Origin of the sequence: Desulfocapsa sulfexigens DSM 10523, from assembly GCF_000341395.1 — a bacterium.
Lineage (GTDB): Bacteria > Desulfobacterota > Desulfobulbia > Desulfobulbales > Desulfocapsaceae > Desulfocapsa > Desulfocapsa sulfexigens.
In genome coordinates, this window is record NC_020304.1 from 2162819 (window position 1) to 2179509 (window position 16691).

At 45.2% G+C, this 16691-nt stretch carries 15 protein-coding genes; 10 read left to right on the forward strand and 5 right to left on the reverse strand.

Translation table 11 applies throughout. The features are described from left to right. The first annotated feature begins 97 nt into the window (after positions 1–97). From UWK_RS09560 to UWK_RS09590, 7 genes are all read left to right on the forward strand, one after another. Positions 98–1135 (forward strand): rod shape-determining protein, encoded by a 1038-nt coding sequence (locus tag UWK_RS09560; protein ID WP_015404165.1) that lies wholly within the window; start codon positions 98–100, stop codon positions 1133–1135. An 86-nt stretch (positions 1136–1221) separates the two neighbouring features. Continuing rightward, positions 1222–2109: a rod shape-determining protein MreC gene (mreC, locus tag UWK_RS09565; RefSeq protein ID WP_015404166.1), complete on the forward strand. Its 888-nt coding sequence runs from the start codon at positions 1222–1224 to the stop codon at positions 2107–2109. 3 nt (positions 2110–2112) lie between these two features. Continuing rightward, positions 2113–2646: a rod shape-determining protein MreD gene (mreD, locus tag UWK_RS18505; RefSeq protein WP_015404167.1), complete on the forward strand. Its 534-nt coding sequence runs from the start codon at positions 2113–2115 to the stop codon at positions 2644–2646. An 8-nt stretch (positions 2647–2654) separates the two neighbouring features. Next, positions 2655–4559: a penicillin-binding protein 2 gene (mrdA, locus tag UWK_RS09575; RefSeq protein ID WP_015404168.1), complete on the forward strand. Its 1905-nt coding sequence runs from the start codon at positions 2655–2657 to the stop codon at positions 4557–4559. Between the two features lie 40 nt (positions 4560–4599). Then, a complete protein-coding gene (gene rodA / locus UWK_RS09580; protein ID WP_015404169.1) occupies positions 4600–5730 on the forward strand; it encodes a rod shape-determining protein RodA in 1131 nt (376 codons plus the stop codon). A gap of 76 nt (positions 5731–5806) precedes the next feature. After that, positions 5807–6319, forward strand: coding sequence for a hypothetical protein (locus UWK_RS09585; protein ID WP_015404170.1), 513 nt, complete (start codon positions 5807–5809; stop codon positions 6317–6319). A gap of 194 nt (positions 6320–6513) precedes the next feature. Next, positions 6514–6699, forward strand: coding sequence for a hypothetical protein (locus tag UWK_RS09590; protein ID WP_015404171.1), 186 nt, complete (start codon positions 6514–6516; stop codon positions 6697–6699). Positions 6700–6720: 21 nt separating this feature from the next. Here UWK_RS09590 and UWK_RS09595 read toward each other — a convergent pair whose 3' ends face one another. From UWK_RS09595 to hemH, 3 genes are all read right to left on the reverse strand, one after another. Further along, the gene (locus UWK_RS09595) at positions 6721–7764 is read right to left on the reverse strand and encodes a potassium channel family protein (RefSeq protein WP_015404172.1); all 1044 of its coding nucleotides are present in this window, start codon (positions 7762–7764) and stop codon (positions 6721–6723) included. A gap of 64 nt (positions 7765–7828) precedes the next feature. After that, positions 7829–8884, reverse strand: a complete 1056-nt coding sequence (locus UWK_RS09600; protein ID WP_015404173.1) for a J domain-containing protein — start codon at positions 8882–8884, stop codon at positions 7829–7831. Then, the gene (gene hemH / locus UWK_RS09605) at positions 8874–9827 is read right to left on the reverse strand and encodes a ferrochelatase (protein ID WP_015404174.1); all 954 of its coding nucleotides are present in this window, start codon (positions 9825–9827) and stop codon (positions 8874–8876) included. The genes UWK_RS09600 and hemH overlap by 11 nt, the downstream gene beginning before the upstream one ends. Positions 9828–10270: 443 nt before the next feature. Between hemH and UWK_RS09610 the strand changes: the two genes are divergently transcribed. From UWK_RS09610 to polA, 3 genes are all read left to right on the forward strand, one after another. After that, positions 10271–10807 (forward strand): cold shock domain-containing protein, encoded by a 537-nt coding sequence (locus UWK_RS09610; RefSeq protein ID WP_015404175.1) that lies wholly within the window; start codon positions 10271–10273, stop codon positions 10805–10807. 184 nt (positions 10808–10991) lie between these two features. Next, positions 10992–12092 (forward strand): quinolinate synthase NadA, encoded by a 1101-nt coding sequence (nadA, locus tag UWK_RS09615; protein WP_015404176.1) that lies wholly within the window; start codon positions 10992–10994, stop codon positions 12090–12092. Positions 12093–12319: 227 nt separating this feature from the next. Further along, positions 12320–14992 carry a DNA polymerase I gene (polA, locus tag UWK_RS09620; protein WP_015404177.1) on the forward strand — a complete coding sequence of 891 codons (2673 nt, stop codon included), beginning with the start codon at positions 12320–12322 and terminating at the stop codon, positions 14990–14992. Positions 14993–15122: 130 nt separating this feature from the next. Here polA and UWK_RS09625 read toward each other — a convergent pair whose 3' ends face one another. Together UWK_RS09625 and UWK_RS19405 are read right to left on the reverse strand one after the other, a co-directional pair. Then, on the reverse strand, positions 15123–16415 hold the full coding sequence (locus UWK_RS09625) for a citrate synthase (RefSeq protein WP_015404178.1): 1293 nt from the start codon (positions 16413–16415) through the stop codon (positions 15123–15125). Positions 16416–16510: 95 nt separating this feature from the next. Then, on the reverse strand, positions 16511–16657 hold the full coding sequence (locus tag UWK_RS19405; protein ID WP_015404179.1) for a hypothetical protein: 147 nt from the start codon (positions 16655–16657) through the stop codon (positions 16511–16513). Positions 16658–16691: the final 34 nt, after the last annotated feature.

Sequence of the window (16691 nt, forward strand, 5' to 3'; positions counted from 1 at the left end):
CTGGATTAACACTTCTGTGGAGTCGGTTTTCCCAGTTTATTGGATTTAAACATTACAAGAAAAGCACCTGTTGGGTGCTAGATAAAAGGAAACATTCATGTTCTCACCATTTAATTTTTTGTTTGGCTGGCTATCCAATGATCTGGCGATTGACCTTGGAACGGCTAATACCGTGCTCTATGTGAAGGGTAAAGGGATAGTCTTGCGGGAACCTTCGGTGGTCGCTGTCCGTCAGGATGCGAGGGGGCACAAGGTTCTTGCGGTTGGTCAGGAAGCAAAGCTGATGCTTGGGAAGACTCCTGGTACAATCAAGGCAATTCGTCCAATCAAGGATGGCGTTATTGCTGATTTTGAAGTAACCGAGGCCATGCTCCGTTATTTTATCAATAAGGTCCATAATAGGCGGACTCTGGTTCACCCTAGAATTATGATCTCTGTGCCCTCAGGGATTACTCAAGTTGAAAAACGAGCTGTTAGAGAATCTGCGGAATCAGCGGGTGCTCGTGAGGTGTATCTTATTGAAGAGCCTATGGCTGCAGCTATTGGTGCTAACCTGCCAATAACTGAACCAACTGCAAATATGATCATTGATATTGGTGGTGGAACCACTGAAGTTGCCGTGATATCACTTGCTGGAATTGTATATGCTAAGTCCGTTCGTGTGGCTGGGGATAAAATGGATGAAGCTATCCTGCAATATATTAAGCGAAAACATAACCTTGCGATTGGTGAGCGTACGGCAGAGCTTATAAAGACTACCATCGGGAATGTGATGCCGGAAGAGCCCTATGAAACCATGGATATTAAGGGCCGTGATCTTGTTTCCGGTGTACCGAAAACTTTGACCATCTCTGCCGACGAGATTCAGTCAGCTATTCAGGAGCAGATTGATGTAATCGTTGAGGCGGTTCGTGTGGCTCTCGAAGTTACTCCTCCAGAACTTTCGGCGGATATTGTTGATCAGGGAATTGTTTTGACTGGAGGTGGAGCGCTTTTGAAGAATCTGGACAAATGTCTCAAGGAGGAGACAGGCATGCCAATTATTGTGGCTGATGACCCACTTTCCTCCGTTGTACTTGGTTCTGGGAAGGCTCTTGATAATCTCGATATCCTCCGGGAAGTTACTATAGACTAGGAATAGTAACGTTCCCTTGAGGTGAAGTTGGAAGAGTGCTGCTCTTATCTGGTGGCCAGGTATCGATGATTGTTTGGAGTAGATCCGTGCGAAAAAAGAGCAATGACAGGAAGAAGACAGCTCGTTCCAGGGGGCCTCGTCTTTTTCTGCTCTTTGTTCTCTTTGTTGGTCTGCTTTTTACCCTTCTTACTTCTGCCACCGGGCGTCGTTTCGGTGTTTTCCATCAAGTTACCCTGGAAGCTTTAGGTCCACTTCAAAGTCTTTTTACCAACATTTCCATTGGTAGCATTCGACTGAAAGATAGATACATTTCTCTCTGGAATCTTCAGAAAGAAAATGATTCACTGCGAAAAGAACTGGATACCTACCATGCTCTTCTTGATGAATATCGTGAAGCGTATTCCAGGAATCGATTTTTGGAAACGGAACTCAAATTCAAAAAAGAGGAGACCTTTCCTGCCCTCATGGCGCGAGTAGTTGGGAAAGATCCTTCTTTCTGGTTTCAGACCCTTATTGTAGATCGTGGAAAAAATGATGGCGTAGTAACTGGAATGGTAGCCAGGAATTCTCAGGGGGTGGTGGGGCAGGTGGTACAGGTCTCTGATAATTACTCTAAAATACTTCTTGCCAACGCGCCGTCGAGTGCCATTGATGCCATTGTCCAGAAAAACAGGGTGCGGGGTATCCTTAAAGGAGCAGGTGAGCAGGGCTATATTCTTCAGTATGTTTTGAAAAATGGAGAAGTTGAGGAAGGTGATATTATCGTTACTGCTGGTATCGGTGGGGTGTTTCCTCCGGGGATTACCCTTGGAACAGTTTCAGCGGTACGATCCAAACGGCGCGGAATGTTTCTGGAGATTGAAGTGCAACCGGCTGTTGATTTTGCCCGCCTGGAATTTTTGTACATTAATTTGTCTGAAGAACAATTAGTTATTGACGAGATGAGCAGTTCACTTTCTTCTCAGGGAGAGTGAAAAATGGTCACTCTCAGTTTTCTTCTGTTAGGTTTTGTCCTTGTCGCAGTCCAGACTACTTTTTTTCATCAATTCCCGCATTGGCTTGGCAGGCCAGATCTGGTTTTTATTCTCCTTGTCTTTTCAGCTTACAGATTTAGCTGGTTGCCAGGTTTACTGCTTGCTATTCTACTTGGATGGTTGATGGATGTAACATCAGGTGTGTATCTTGGAACCTATCTACTTCTGGTGTTACTTGTTTTTTCTATTGTTAAGTTTCTCAGTCAAAACAGTGCTGTCAAAGAAACGGTATTTCAGATTCCACTGGTTGGTGGCAGTTATTTTTGCGCACAGTGTTTTTTTTATCTCTTTTTTGCTTTTGCCCAGCCCGGAGCTCTTCCCCCATGGTCCTGGACACGAGTAATACAGGAAACACTTATTCTCCTGGTTGCCTCTATCCCATGCTTTGTCTTCTTTAACTGGTTCTATGAAAAACTCACCACTCGACGTCTTGCATCCAGGCAGCTGAAGCGTGGTGGTGTAAACAGGTTTCGGTAAATAAAAAGATGAAGTGGTCAGGATATAATAATCTTGAAGAATTGACGGAATATGATGATGCCGATCTCGACTTCCTGAAACGCAGGATAGTGTTTGCGGGGCTTATTGTCCTTTGCTTTGCCGCCATAATTATTGCACGGCTATGGTTTCTTCAGGTTCATAAGGGGGATGAATACAGAGATAGAGCCGATAATAATCGGGTTCGAGTGCGAGAGGTTGCAGCGCCACGCGGTAATATTTTCGACGCAAAGAATCGAAAAATGGTCACTAACAGGCCATCTTTTAATGTGGTTCTTGTCCGTGAAGATTCTAATGATGTTGATAAGCTGCTTAAAAAACTAGCTACTGCCCTTGATCTTGATATTTCTATGCTCTGGGAAAAATTGCGCGATGCCAGTACTAAACCGCGCCATATCCCGGTGCGTCTTCTTGTTGATGTGGATTGGCAAACCCTTGCCTATGTTGAAAATCATAATCAGGAATTTCCAGGTATTCGTATCGAAACCACCCCTGCCCGTGTCTATCATTATGAAAACCTTGCTGCCCATGCCATTGGTTATCTTGGTGAAATTTCCAAAAAGGAACTTGCAGCGCGTGATAGTGATATTTATACAGGGGGAGATCTTATAGGGAAAATGGGCCTGGAGCGTCTTCGGGAGACTGATTTACGAGGTGAAAAAGGAAGCAGTTCGTCGGAAGTAAATGCCAGAGGTTTTGAGCAGCAACTCCTTAAAAGTATTGAGCCTTTACCTGGAAATGATATCCAGCTGACAATCGATGCCGAACTACAAAAGGTAGCTGAAGATTTGATGGATAGTGGCGGTAAGGCCGGAGCTGTGGTGGCAATGGAAGTAAAAACCGGCAGAATGCTGGCCCTGGCATCAAACCCGGTACTTCCCTTGAACCAGTTTGTCGGAGGGATTTCCCATAAAAACTGGAACGCCTTGCTTGATAACGAAAAACATCCCCTTATTAATAAAGTTGTACAAGCGATGTATCCTCCCGGTTCCACTTATAAGATGATAACTGCCATGGCAGGGCTCAGTACCGGAGTGATTGACAAGGATACAGTCTTTTATTGTCCAGGGTTTTATACCTTTGGGAATAGGCGGTATCATTGCTGGAAGCATAGCGGGCATGGTGCCGTGAACCTCAAACGTGCAATTTCTGAGTCCTGTGATGTCTATTTTTATCAGGTCGGTCTGCGAGTTGGTGTGGATAAACTTGCAGAGTTTGCAAACAAGTTCGGGCTTGGCCATAAATCTGGTATTGAATTGGAGCACGAAAAAAGTGGCCTTACACCGACCAAAGAATGGAAGAGGAAAAAATATGGTCAAAAATGGCAGGATGGAGAGACCCTGTCCGTTGCAATTGGTCAGGGGTTTAATCTGGTGACACCGTTGCAGATCTGTTTGATGACGGCAACCATTGCTAATGGTGGTAAACAATATCTTCCACAGATAATAGAAAAAGTAACCGACCCAGATGGCAAAATTATTGAGCAGTTTGAACCCGTGGTGGTAACGGAGATGACTGGGGATGAGCAGTTTCTCCCGCTGATTCGCGAAGGAATGGAAGAGGTTATTCAGGGGCGACGTGGGACAGCGCGCCAGGTAAGAATTAAGGGATTGACCATTGGTGGAAAAACGGGAACAGCTCAGGTGGTTCGCTTGAAGGAATACAAGCATTTAAAAGAGGAAGATATTCCTTATAAGTTTCGTGATCATGCCTGGTTTACCTGTTATGCCCCTGCTGAAGATCCAGAGATTGCAGTTACGGTACTTGTTGAACATGGCCTGCACGGTGGGTCTGGAGCTGGGCCAGTGGCTCGGGCTATCCTCGAAGCATATTTCTCTGGATACTTGCAACTTCACGAAGAGACAGAAAAAGCGGCTAAAGAGGAAGAAGAATAAGAAGAAATGAGAAGGGAATGAATATGTGTCGAGGAAAGCAATGTTTCGTATAGACAGACGGTTTTTTCAGAATTTTGACTGGATTCTTCTGTTATTGTTGCTTGGGGTTGCTGGTATGGCCCTAATGAATCTCTATAGTGCTTCCTATCCACCATCCCCCTGGGGCATGCCTCCGTTTGTAAAACAATGCTATCTTTTTCTTTTTGGGATGCTGTGTATTCTTTTTATCCTCTTTTTTGATTACCGTGAACTTCATTTCTGGAATTATCCTTTTTATGTTTTGATTATTATCTTGCTCTTGCTGGTTCTTTTTGTTGGAAACAGTGCTGGTGGCGCCCAGCGTTGGATTAATCTCGGTTTTTTTCGATTGCAACCCTCTGAGCTTGCTAAATTGATGCTGGTTGTGACGCTTGCCAGTTATTATTCACGTAAGGAACAGACGGAGGGCTACGGGATCAGGGATATGATTACACCCGTACTCTTAACTCTTCTTCCGTTTCTTTTAATTATGAAACAGCCAGATCTTGGCACAGCGCTCATGCTCGGTATTATTTTTGTATCAATGACAGTCTTTGCCAAAATACGTTTACAGACCTATGGACTTGGACTGGTACTTGGTGGGGCGGCAGGAGTTTTTGCCTGGTTTTTTCTCCTCAGGGATTATCAGAAACGGAGGATTGAAACTCTGCTAAACCCTGCTAAAGACCCTATGGGACAGGGGTATCAGATTCTCCAATCCAAGATTGCAGTGGGTAGTGGTGGCGTCGGGGGAAAGGGGTACCTTGAAGGGACACAGGGGCATCTTCATTTTCTCCCAGAGCGTCATACCGATTTTGCCTTCTCTGTCTGGGGGGAAGAGTGGGGGTTCGCTGGGAGTCTCTTTTTTTTAGGTGTCTATTTCACCATGCTTTTTTGGGGACTTTACGTGGCGATGACTGCTCGTGATCGTTTTGGGGTTTTCCTGTCTTTTGGTGTGGTCATGTTGATTTTCTGGCAGGCTGTGATCAATCTTTTGATGATTCTCGGTTTTCTTCCAGTGGTTGGGATTCCCTTGCCACTGGTAAGTTATGGCGGCTCTTCTCTGCTGACAACTCTTTTAGGCCTGGGAATCCTGATGAATGTGAGGATGCGTCGTTTCCAGACGGGGCAGAATGCAGATAAGATGAAGTGAAAGAACCATAGGCTGTTTTTTTCAGTATTGGGTTACGAGAACAAATTGGAAATTTCTCCAGATATAAGGTGATGCAATGGAAAATAGCAAAAAGTCGAAGGTGGAACACTTGTTTTTAAAAACACTGGATGCGATAAGGATTGTAGCTGTTAGTGCTGCATTTTTCTTTGGTTATCAGGTGGGATATGCCAATGGCTATGACCCCATCGCTCAATTGCACATTATGATCCCTGTTGTTATTGTTGCCATAGCTGGACTATCCGGGATAGAAGGGCTTTTATTTGGAAAAGAATCAGCAAAGCTCAAAGGATTTAATGGGGATGGAAACTACCAGAGGCAGTCTGCCATAGCTTTACTCTCGTATGCTGCTATCTCAATTTTCGTTTATTTCAGTAATTGGGGCATTAAGGCAGAGCTAACGATTCTCTTTACCTTTATTTTCTTTTTCTTTTTTTCCGGGATAAACCATGGAGTGGATGCGCTGCGAAGAAAGAATTACAAATGGCAAAACATCAATCGTCCATTTATTACCCTTCTTCTGATTGCTGGTTTGATTTTCCCAGTTTATAAAGCATTACAGACTTTATAGAAAAAAAATCTATGACCCGACGATCGATTCCTGAAGCCCAGAAAACATATCGAATGGGAAGGGAAAGGCTGCTGTATAGCTGTCTTTTATATAGTTGTGTGAACCTTGGCTTGGGATTTTTCCTGTCGATGATCTTTTCATCTTAAAACAGGTGTGTTAAGCCCGTCAAATTCAGTTCATTTGGGTTTGGCCTGATGGGAATTGTTGGCTCAATTTTTGGTGTTTTTGTCGGCATTGTTTCATTTACTGGCAGGTTCGGTGAGGTTGAGAAAAGAGTTCAATATCTCTATCCAATTGGATTGGCAGGTTTTCTTGTTCCAACTCTCTTTGTCTTGTATACAATCAGGCACTTCTTTTTTAGTGGCAGCGGAACCTGGTAGTGATTACGAGAAGTTGGCGTCTTATTCAATTTCGACTCTATCTGTCAGTTTTTCACAAGAAACGATTTTCATCTCTTTTTCGAGAGCGGAAATTTGATCAGGTCTTCCAAGAACGATGAGTACATCTCCGGCGAGAAGAATACTGTCAGATGTGGGGTTAAAACTCATACCTTCTCCAGTTCGTTTAATGGCAATAACAATAATGTTGTATTTTTGCCGTAAATTCGACTCGATAAGAGTTTTGCCATTTATAAATGCATTTTCTGTGACCAGCATCTCATCGAGACGCAATCCCATATCACGGGTATATATAGCCAGGTCAATGAAGTCAGTGACATTAGGACGCAGCATAGCCTGGGCCATTCTACGGCCACCAATAAAATAGGGGGAAATAACCTTATCAGCACCTGCTCGTCTTAATTTTGTTTCTGCACCTGTCGCCCCACTGGACCGGGCCAGTACCACGATTTTCGGGTTGATTCCTTTGGCAGTAAGAGTAATAAACACATTATCCGCATCTGAGGAGACAACAGCGATTAATGCCAAAGCTCGTTCTATCCCAGCTTTCTGTAGGGTGTCATCCTGTGATGCCTCTCCCTCCAATACAACATACTCTTTGGATAAAATCTTCTGGATTTCATCTGGATTCTTTTCAATAACAACGAATGGTTTGTTGCTTTCTTGCAATACCTGACAAATAACGCTGCCGATACGTCCATGCCCGCAGATAATGTAGTGATTATCCAATCTATTGAGTTGTTTTATCATTTGACGTTTCCCCAGGATTTCACGTAGGCCTCCTTCGACCATGGCTTCAACAATTTTAGTGAACATATACATAACAAAACTCACCCCAACCAGCACCAGTACTACGGTCAATAGTTTACCGGCAGGATGGTGCGGAACCATATCACCATAGCCAACGGTGGCCACAGTAATAATAGTCAGATAGAGTGCATCTGTAAAAGGATACCCCTCCAGATACATATATCCCAGAGTTCCCCCTGTGAGAATAAAAGTGAACCCAGAGAACAATAAGGTTACTTTTTTAGTTACTTCGCTCATTTGCTTTTAGTCTTTCTCCCCTTAGTATTTTTAGGATAAAAAACAATTTGGTATCAATTCACTGTCACTTGTCGCGCAGTAGAAGCTCGTATGCCTCAGTAAGACGAATAAACTTTTCCTGATCCCCACCCGTATCTGGATGGAGGGCCTTTGCTTTGGTACGGTACAATCGTGTGATTTCTTTTTTGTCAGCTTTTCTGAGGCTCTCTTCCGATTCTTCAAAAATTGCAGATATGTCATCTTTGCGGATAGTATTTTTTCTTTCCGGCCACCTAAACCCTCGGTGCCCGTCCATGAATTCTCTGGCCTGAGCGAATCTTCTGTTTCGATGTGGAAAACTTGAATCAAAAAAGAGAATAAGATAGCGAATCAGGTAATCGGGGAGGGCGTCGTAATTGGTTCGCTCCTGCCAGAAATCCTTATTTTTGTTCAGAAGGCAAAACTCCTCCATAAAGGCCTCGTCTATTTTCTCAGGTTCCAGGGCTTGAGGGATGCTTCGTGCATATGCCTCGGTGAAGTGTTTCTGCAGGTTGAGTGCGGTATAGAGGTAGGATTTTAATTCATGCTCACGAAGACGGGCTTCCTCTTCCAGAAAATACTGTTCAAGTTCATCACGTGATCGGTTGAGGAGTTTTGCCTCAAGACGGGCAGGCATCTGCAGAGTGCTCCCCTGGTCGGTTGAACCAAAACGGAGAAAATGGAGCCGTCGTTTGTCAAAGGAGTGAGCAGGGCGCCCGTCAAAAGAGAGCAATTGTATCCCTGGTTTGAAGCGGGTGCTACGATTGGCCCGTGAAAAGAAATGCTCCATTTTGCGTTGTACGGTTGGGTCTACAAAGGGCCATAGCAGTTGCTCCAGCTCTGGTTCCATGTCACGACCACAAAGTTTTTCAATATGGTGTACAAGGTCTGTATCCAGATGGAAACAGGTATTATTGGGGTAGTGCAGGAAATTTTCCGGTGCGTATCCAAGATCAATTAATTCGGTTGTGCGAAAACAGTTTTCTTCAGCGTTCCAGTAAGCGAGTCGGAGGCTGTAGCGGGTGGGACTGCTGAGTACACTCCGGGACAGGTAAAGTGTTGGTTCCGGTTCACCGGGTTTTTGTAAGCTTTTAGTTGCCACTTGTCAGGATAAGATTTTTTAACCCGTCAATAAAGGTTGGGTTGCAGTTGAGTGATTGAGAGGACTCAAGGCGCATTCCAAGTGCCTTGGCCTGGTCGCGGTAGAGCATGTCAATCTCATAAAGTGTTTCCACATGGTCCGAGACAAAACTGATGGGCACCATAAGAATATTTTTGCACCCTTTTTGGGCAAGGCCTTGGAGCATGTCGGGTGTTGATGGCGCCAGCCATTCGACGGGGCCTGATTTGCTCTGGAAACAGAGTTCTCCAGGAAGATTTGTTATCTTCTCAATTTCTGTAATAGTGGCCTTAATATGATCGACGTATGGATCTCCCTCATCAATAAAAGAAACGGGGAGGCTATGAGCACTGTAGACGACCTGTGGCTGGTCAGGGGTAAAAGAGTTTGCCGTTTCAAGTATGTTGTGAGCCAGGGTTTGTATAAATTCAGGTTGGGTTGGCCAGGATTCTATGACTCTGAGGGAAAAGTCGTTTCCAGAACGGCTAATGGCCCGTTTGAGTTCCTGCACTGACGAACCAGTAGTGGCACATGAGTAGTGGGGGTAGAGTGCCAGAGCGATTATTGTAGTGATCCCCTTATCGGCCAGTTTTTTTAAGGCGCTATCGCTATCGGGGTACCAGTAGCGCATGGCACATACTACCGTGTAGTTGCCGTGTTCGCGAAGTGCATTTTGAAGTGCTTTCGCCTGATCACTGGTGATGGTGGTGAGTGGCGATCCTCCACCAATTTTTTCATAGGTTCTCATGCTTTTTGGAGCCCGTCTTTTGGCGATGAGCCAGGCCAGTGGCTTTTGCATGAAGGATGGCCCGAGGCGAATGATATCCCGATCTGAAAAAAGATTGTAAAGAAAAGGGCGCACGTCAGCGAGTTTCTCTGGCCCGCCCATATTGAGAAGTACAACACCTGTTTGTTCTATTGTCATCGCAGTTACCGTGTTTTATGCAAGAGTGAAAGGGTCTACTAAAAACCTGCTTGCATCTTTATAACAGGTAGCAGGGTGGCAGAGAAGAGAAATGATTATGATTGGCTGATTGTTTAATTATAACATTTCTTGATTATCTGCGGATAGAACATATAATAAGGGTAAGGTGTGCTTTTGCTGCTCGGGGTGTGTTGAAAGCAGAAGTTCTTTTAGAGTATGTCTTCACCCCGTGACAGGAACCATGCCAGGGAGCGTATTTACGGATACGTTTGGTGATGATGATTTGTCATTGGCGGATCATCATTGTAGCTTGCACTGGCAAGCAGTAAGTGAGGATGGAATAAGTATCCTGTTACCGCTTGTCAGGGCTTGGTGTTGTGCCGAACCTGCTTCCTTCCTTTGCTGTGGGAGAAACAGTGTAAGGCACTAAATGGAGGAACCGTATGGATCTAAAGGTTGAAACCCGGAATGTTGAGTTGCGAAAAGGCTGGCAGATAAAGATTGATGAAGAAAAAGAAAAGCTGATCCGACATTTTGCCAATTTCGTTCTCCGCCTCCGTGTCTCCATCGAGGCAACGACTCATCATAAGGAGGGTGGTTATGAGTTAAAACTTGTAGCATCCGTTCCCAATGATACCGTTGTTGTGAGTAGAAAAGGGGAGAATGTGAGTCCCCTGCTGGTAGAAGCGTTTGATGTCCTTAATTTGCAGATGAAGGAGATGCAGCGTAAGAAGCGACAAGCCCAGAAGAACACTGACGCTTCAGCTGATGAGGGTGCGCGGTATGGTGTGATTCGTAAAGTATCTCCCTATGAGTCCTATGGGTTTATTGTAAGTCAGGATGCCCGGGAAATTTATTTTCATGAGAATGCCTTGAAGGATATCTCCATTGACGCACTCACTGAAGGTGATGCTGTTGTGTACGGTGAGAGTTTTGGCGATAAGGGACCTCAGGCATCATGGGTTCGTATGAATAACTGATAGTTTATAAAATATATGTTTTTCCAGGCCCAGTGCTGATCATTCAGTACTGGGCCTTTCTTTTTTGGCCGCGGAATGGTAAAAAATAGATTCCATATTAGGGCAGGATATAGCTGCCGTATTGAGTTTCATATTATATTTATTTGAAATGATTAACATACATCATCATAGAAGGAGTTAGCTGATGCTTCTACAGCAGCAGGATATTGGGTCTGAGTATTACAGTCTTGACCGGAAAGAAATAGTTGAGCGGATTGCTGCGAGAAAGCACGAGCTTGCTGATAATTTACTGATTCTCTGTCATCATTACCAGCAGCAGGATCTGTTTCAGTTTGCAGACCTCACCGGAGACTCTCTGAAACTGGCCAAGGATGCTGCTGCAATCAGTGATAAGGAATTTCTGATTTTCTGTGGAGTCCATTTTATGGCCGAATCTGCTGATATTCTGGCGAATGTTAACCAGAAGGTTCTTCTTCCCCATCTGCATGCCGGTTGTCCCATGGCTGATATGGCCACGGTGGGTGCCGTGAGCCAGGCCTATACGGAATTATTGAGTGTGGGGATTATGGCCGATGAAAAAGATATGGTTCCCGTGACCTACGTGAATTCCTCTGCAGCAATAAAGGCTTTTGTCGGCGAACGGGAGGGCTCCGTCTGCACTTCATCCAATGGCGAAAAGGTTCTCAAGTGGGCACTTGCCAAGGGGGAGAAAGTTTTCTTCTTTCCCGATGAACATCTTGGCCGTAATTCGGCAGCAGCACTTGGTGTTCCCGATGAACAGGTGCTTCTCTGGCGGCGTGGAGAAATTCTGGGTGGAAACTCGGTGGCCGATCTTCGACGGGCAAAAATTCTTCTCTGGGATGGATACTGCGAAGTACATATGCGTTTTCTGCCGGATCATGTTCGTCAGTGGAAGCTCAGGGAACCTGATATTCAAATTATTGCTCATCCTGAATGTCCCCGGGATGTTGTGAGTATTGCTGATCAGTATGGCTCCACTGAAACTATAATCTCAGCTGTGAGAAATTCGCCTTCCGGCAGTAAATGGGCCATAGCCACCGAGATTAATCTAGTTGAGCGTTTGAAGCGTGAACATCCGGACAAGGATATCCATCTGCTGGCTCCCACCTCCTGTCAATGTACTACCATGGATTGCAATCAACCTGTTAACCTGCTTTGGCTTCTCGACAATCTTGCACATGGCAAGGTGAAAAATCAGATCACCGTGGAGAAAAAAATTGCGAAATCAGCCTCACTTGCACTTGAGCAGATGCTGGCCATTTAGGATCCGTTACAAAATAACATGGTTATTTCTATCAATTTCGTTACGGAGCCTTATGCCGCTCCGGACGATAAGATGGCCATGTTATTTTTTTACAGCGGCTTAGGCTGAAGACTGAAGACTTGAAGTCGAAGACTGGTAGTAGGAAATAACTCAAAATTCTTCAAACCATCCCTTTCAATCTGTAGTTTTTTTAGTCTGTAACCTTTTTTACTCTATGAGGAAAATCTGTGACCGAAGAAGTATATCTTGTTGATGGCAGTGCCTATATTTATCGTGCTTATCATGCCGTGGCGCCCCTGAGCAATGCCGAAGGCATGCCCACCCATGCTGTTTTTGGGTTTTTAAATATCCTGAAGCGGCTCTTAAAAGACAAACAGCCCAAATACCTTGCCGTTGCCTTTGATATGAGAGGCAAAGTGTTTCGTCACGAAATTTATCCAGAATATAAGGCAAACCGACCACCAATGCCCGATGATCTTGCGGTACAGATTCCTTATATTAAGGAACTGGTACATGCCATGAATATTCCCTGTTTTGAGATTGAGGGGATAGAAGCAGATGATATTATTGCTGCCGCTGTCAAGGTTCTGAGCGGCCAGGAGCGAAAAATCGTTGTGGTATCCGGTGATAAAGATCTGTTGCAACTGGTGGATGATACGGTTGTGATGTGGGATCCGATGAAGAATAAGGTGATGGATAGTGATGCAGTTGAAGAGAAGTACCATGTGAAACCTGAGCAACTGCTTGATTGCTATTCACTTATGGGAGATAGTTCCGATAATGTGCCTGGGGTTCCCGGGGTTGGCCCTAAAACTGCTGAAAAGCTTATCAATGAGCATGGAACACTTGAAGGTGTATATGAAGCTTTAGGTAGTATGAAAAAATCAAAACTCAGGGAGCGTCTCGAAGAAAACAGAGACAAGGCTTTTCTATCAAGGGAGTTGATTCGCTTAAAGGATGATGTCGATGTTCCTTCCCGTCTTTCCGGGTATTTACCTAAGAGTCCCGATGAGGCACTGTTGAACGATCTCTACACCAGGCTTGGGTTCAGCAGTATGGTGAAGATTGAAAGTAAGGCTGTTCCGATTCCGACAGAAGGGTTTAAGCTGGTACGGACTGAAGATGAGTTGCAGAGTGTTGTGACCTCTCTCCAGGGTGCTGATCTTCTGGTGATCGATACCGAGACAAGTTCACTGGATGTCTCCCGGGCCACACTCGTTGGGATTTCGCTGTGTACAGACCTTCAGTCATCCTGGTATATTCCAGTTGGACATTGTGCAGAGGATGGCAGTCTGGCGGCGGGACAGCTACCAGCGTCCACTGTGATTGAGGCGCTCAGGCCGTATCTTGAATCTACCAGCTTACCTAAGCTTGGACATAATATTAAGTATGACTATTCGATATTAAAGAAATCCTGCAATCTCAGCCTGAAAGGGCCGTTGTATGATTCCATGATCGCAGCCTATCTTATTGAATCGGGCAGAAGGTCCCTGAAACTCGACGATCTTTGCCTCGAGCATGGCCTTGCCTTAACCCCCTTTGACCAGGTTGTGGAGGATACCAAAAAAGAAAATTGTTTCGCATATGTTCCCATTGACCAGGCATGTAAATACAGCTGTGAAGATGTGTACGGGGCCTTACTGCTCTGGCAAAGCTATGAGCCACAGTTGAAAGAGCTTGAGCAGCTTGAGTTGTTTCTTGGAGTGGAGACTCCCCTTGTTCCAATTCTAGCGGATATGGAACTTGAGGGGATTACAGTCTCAAAAGCAGTCCTTGGGCAACTTGAAAAGGAGTTCCAAACAGAGCTTGATGCCCTGGAGGGTGAGATCTGCGCACTTGCCGGTTACAATTTTAATATTCAGTCTCCCAAGCAACTGGGGGTTCTTCTTTTTGAGGAGCTGGATTTGCCCCATGGCCGTAAAACAAAAACTGGTTATTCCACTGACATGAAGGTCCTGGAGAAGCTGGCTCCCAAGCATGAAATTCCGGCAAAGATTATGCGGTATCGCATTCTGGCAAAACTCCAATCTACCTACGTAAAGAAGCTGAAAAAATTGATAGATCCCGATTCCGGAAGGGTTCATACATCCTTTAATCAAACGGTTACAGCAACAGGCCGGTTGTCATCGAGCAACCCCAATATGCAGAATATTCCTATTCGCACAGAAGAGGGGAATCGTATCCGGCATGCCTTCGTTCCGGCCAAGGGCCTAGTGTTTCTCTCGGCAGACTATTCACAGATCGATCTTCGAGTCCTGGCCCATTATTCTCAGGATGCTGCTCTTTTGCACGCTTTTCGTAACGGGGAAGACATTCATGCCCGTACTGCTGCAGAACTCTTTGCCGTGTCACCTCTGCTTCTCACCTCAGAGATGCGCAGGGTGGCCAAATCCATTAACTTTGGGATCGTGTATGGTATGTCCAGTTTCGGGCTCTCAAATCAGTTGAATATCAGTCGCAGGGAGGCCAGCAGGTTTATTGAAAAATATTTTCATCTCTATGGTGGTGTGAAAACATTTATGGAAAAAGTGGTGGAGCAGGCACGTATCGATGAATATGTTACCACTCTGCTCAATCGAAGAAGGATGCTCCCGGAAATTAATGTGAAAAACAAGACACAAAGGGAGTTTGCCGAACGCACAGCTATTAACACTCCGATTCAGGGGAGTGCCGCTGACATTATCAAGCTCGCCATGGTTAAAGTTGTTCCGGCCTTACAGCGCGAAAATCTGTCGGCCAGGTTGTTGCTGCAGATTCACGATGAACTTGTTTTTGAACTTCCAGAAAGTGAACTGAAAGAAACCCAGGAAGTGGTTAGGGATTCCATGGAAGGAGCATTGCAACTTGATGTACCGCTGATTGTGAATTTTGAAATTGGTAAGAGTCTGGCGAAAAGTTGATGTATCATTTGTAAATCAGTCTCCATGCCATTACTCCCAGCGTAGGCACGGTGCTTCTTGGGAAGAAAAATACACACCCAACACCGGCAAACGGTTAGTGAGTCGGTGTTGGTTTGTTTGAAACACTGTTTTATACTCTTTCGTGGAGTGGAATAAAATCTCGTTGTTTTGGACCATCGTATACCTGGCGAGGTCTTCCGATTCGTAAATTTTTGGTATCCAGCATCATTTCTCTCCAGTGGGAAATCCAACCGGGAAGTCTGCCCATGGCAAACATTACCGTGAACATATTCGTTGGAATGCCCATGGCTCGATAGATAATACCGGAGTAAAAATCGACGTTGGGATACAGATTGCGACTGATGAAATAATCATCATTTCTAGCGATGTCCTCAAGCTCCATGGCAATATCCAGGAGCGGGTCATCGACGTTCAGGGCTTTCAGGGTTTTGGCACAGGCGCGTTTGATGATGGTGGCCCGTGGGTCAAATGTTTTGTAGACGCGATGGCCAAAGCCAGTGAGGCGGAATGGATCGTTGGGATCCTTAGCCTTTTTGATGTATTTCTCAAAATCATTATTGTCGCGATGGATCGCCATAAGCATTTCAACTACAGCCTGGTTGGCTCCTCCGTGCAAGGGGCCCCACAATGCGCTGATACCGGCAGAGATAGAAGTGTATAGGTTTACTCCGGCACTGCCGACGAGGCGTACCGTTGATGTTGAACAGTTCTGCTCATGGTCCGCATGGAGTATGAGCAGTTTGTTGAGGGTGGCAACCACTTCCGGGTGAACCACATAGGGTTTTACCGGCTTGTCGAACATCATATTGAGGAAGTTTCCGCAATAGGAGAGATCGTAGCGGGGATAAACCAGTGGGTGACCAACGGATTTCTTATAGGAAAATGCGGCAATGGTCCTGATTTTAGAAAGGATTCTTGCTGCAATCTCAGGAAGTTCTTCTTCGCTTTCACTGGTCATTTCAGGATAGTAATTCTGGAGCGTGTTGACCATGTTGGAAAGGATGGCCATCGGAGGTGCGTTGGGAGGAAAATGATCAAAAAAGTGAATCATGTCTTCGTGGATCAGGGCGTAACGAGATAGAAGTTCCCGGAAGTCATTCAGCTGTTTCTGAGTGGGAAGTTCTCCTATGAGTAGAAGGTAGGCCACTTCCACAAAGGAGCAGTTTTCAGCAAGAGTTTCTATCTCGTAGCCGCGGTAATTGAGAATACCTTTTTCACCGTCAAGAAAGGTAATCTGTGAGTTACAGGAACCTGTGTTCATGTAGCCGGAATCCAAGGTGATGTATCCGGTTGTGCCACGTAGTTTGCGGATGTCGATGGCTTTGTCGCCCTCGGTTCCGAGGACGATTGGGAATTCGTAGCTTTTACCGTCTATGGTCAATGTTGCATGTTTTTCTGACATCGTGTACCTATATTTCTATGCTCAAAGAGCGTATTACAGACTGGCGACTTTATGTCGCTTCTGGGAGATGGAGTGCAGGAGCAAGGGGAAAAATATCAGTGCCCTAAAAAACTATGGCGTAATGCTGTGCTGATAGTTTTCTGATCAAGCAGAAGTCTGTCAAATGATGGCAGAGGCTTTACTCCTGGAACGATAATGTAACAGAAGTTTGTTATAAAATCAAGATTTGGGACAATGTCCATAATATCTCTCTGGAGGACATGCTTGAGAGAGAAG

Coding starts and splice junctions, on each gene's coding strand:
- UWK_RS09560 (WP_015404165.1), top strand. CDS start 98: ATGTTCTCACCATTTAATTTTTTGTTTGGCTGGCTATCCAATGATCTG.
- mreD (WP_015404167.1), top strand. CDS start 2,113: ATGGTCACTCTCAGTTTTCTTCTGTTAGGTTTTGTCCTTGTCGCAGTC.
- mrdA (WP_015404168.1), top strand. CDS start 2,655: ATGAAGTGGTCAGGATATAATAATCTTGAAGAATTGACGGAATATGAT.
- rodA (WP_015404169.1), top strand. CDS start 4,600: ATGTTTCGTATAGACAGACGGTTTTTTCAGAATTTTGACTGGATTCTT.
- UWK_RS09585 (WP_015404170.1), top strand. CDS start 5,807: ATGGAAAATAGCAAAAAGTCGAAGGTGGAACACTTGTTTTTAAAAACA.
- UWK_RS09590 (WP_015404171.1), top strand. CDS start 6,514: ATGGGAATTGTTGGCTCAATTTTTGGTGTTTTTGTCGGCATTGTTTCA.
- UWK_RS09595 (WP_015404172.1), bottom strand. CDS start 7,764: ATGAGCGAAGTAACTAAAAAAGTAACCTTATTGTTCTCTGGGTTCACT.
- hemH (WP_015404174.1), bottom strand. CDS start 9,827: ATGACAATAGAACAAACAGGTGTTGTACTTCTCAATATGGGCGGGCCA.
- UWK_RS09610 (WP_015404175.1), top strand. CDS start 10,271: ATGGATCTAAAGGTTGAAACCCGGAATGTTGAGTTGCGAAAAGGCTGG.
- nadA (WP_015404176.1), top strand. CDS start 10,992: ATGCTTCTACAGCAGCAGGATATTGGGTCTGAGTATTACAGTCTTGAC.
- UWK_RS09625 (WP_015404178.1), bottom strand. CDS start 16,415: ATGTCAGAAAAACATGCAACATTGACCATAGACGGTAAAAGCTACGAA.
- UWK_RS19405 (WP_015404179.1), bottom strand. CDS start 16,657: ATGGACATTGTCCCAAATCTTGATTTTATAACAAACTTCTGTTACATT.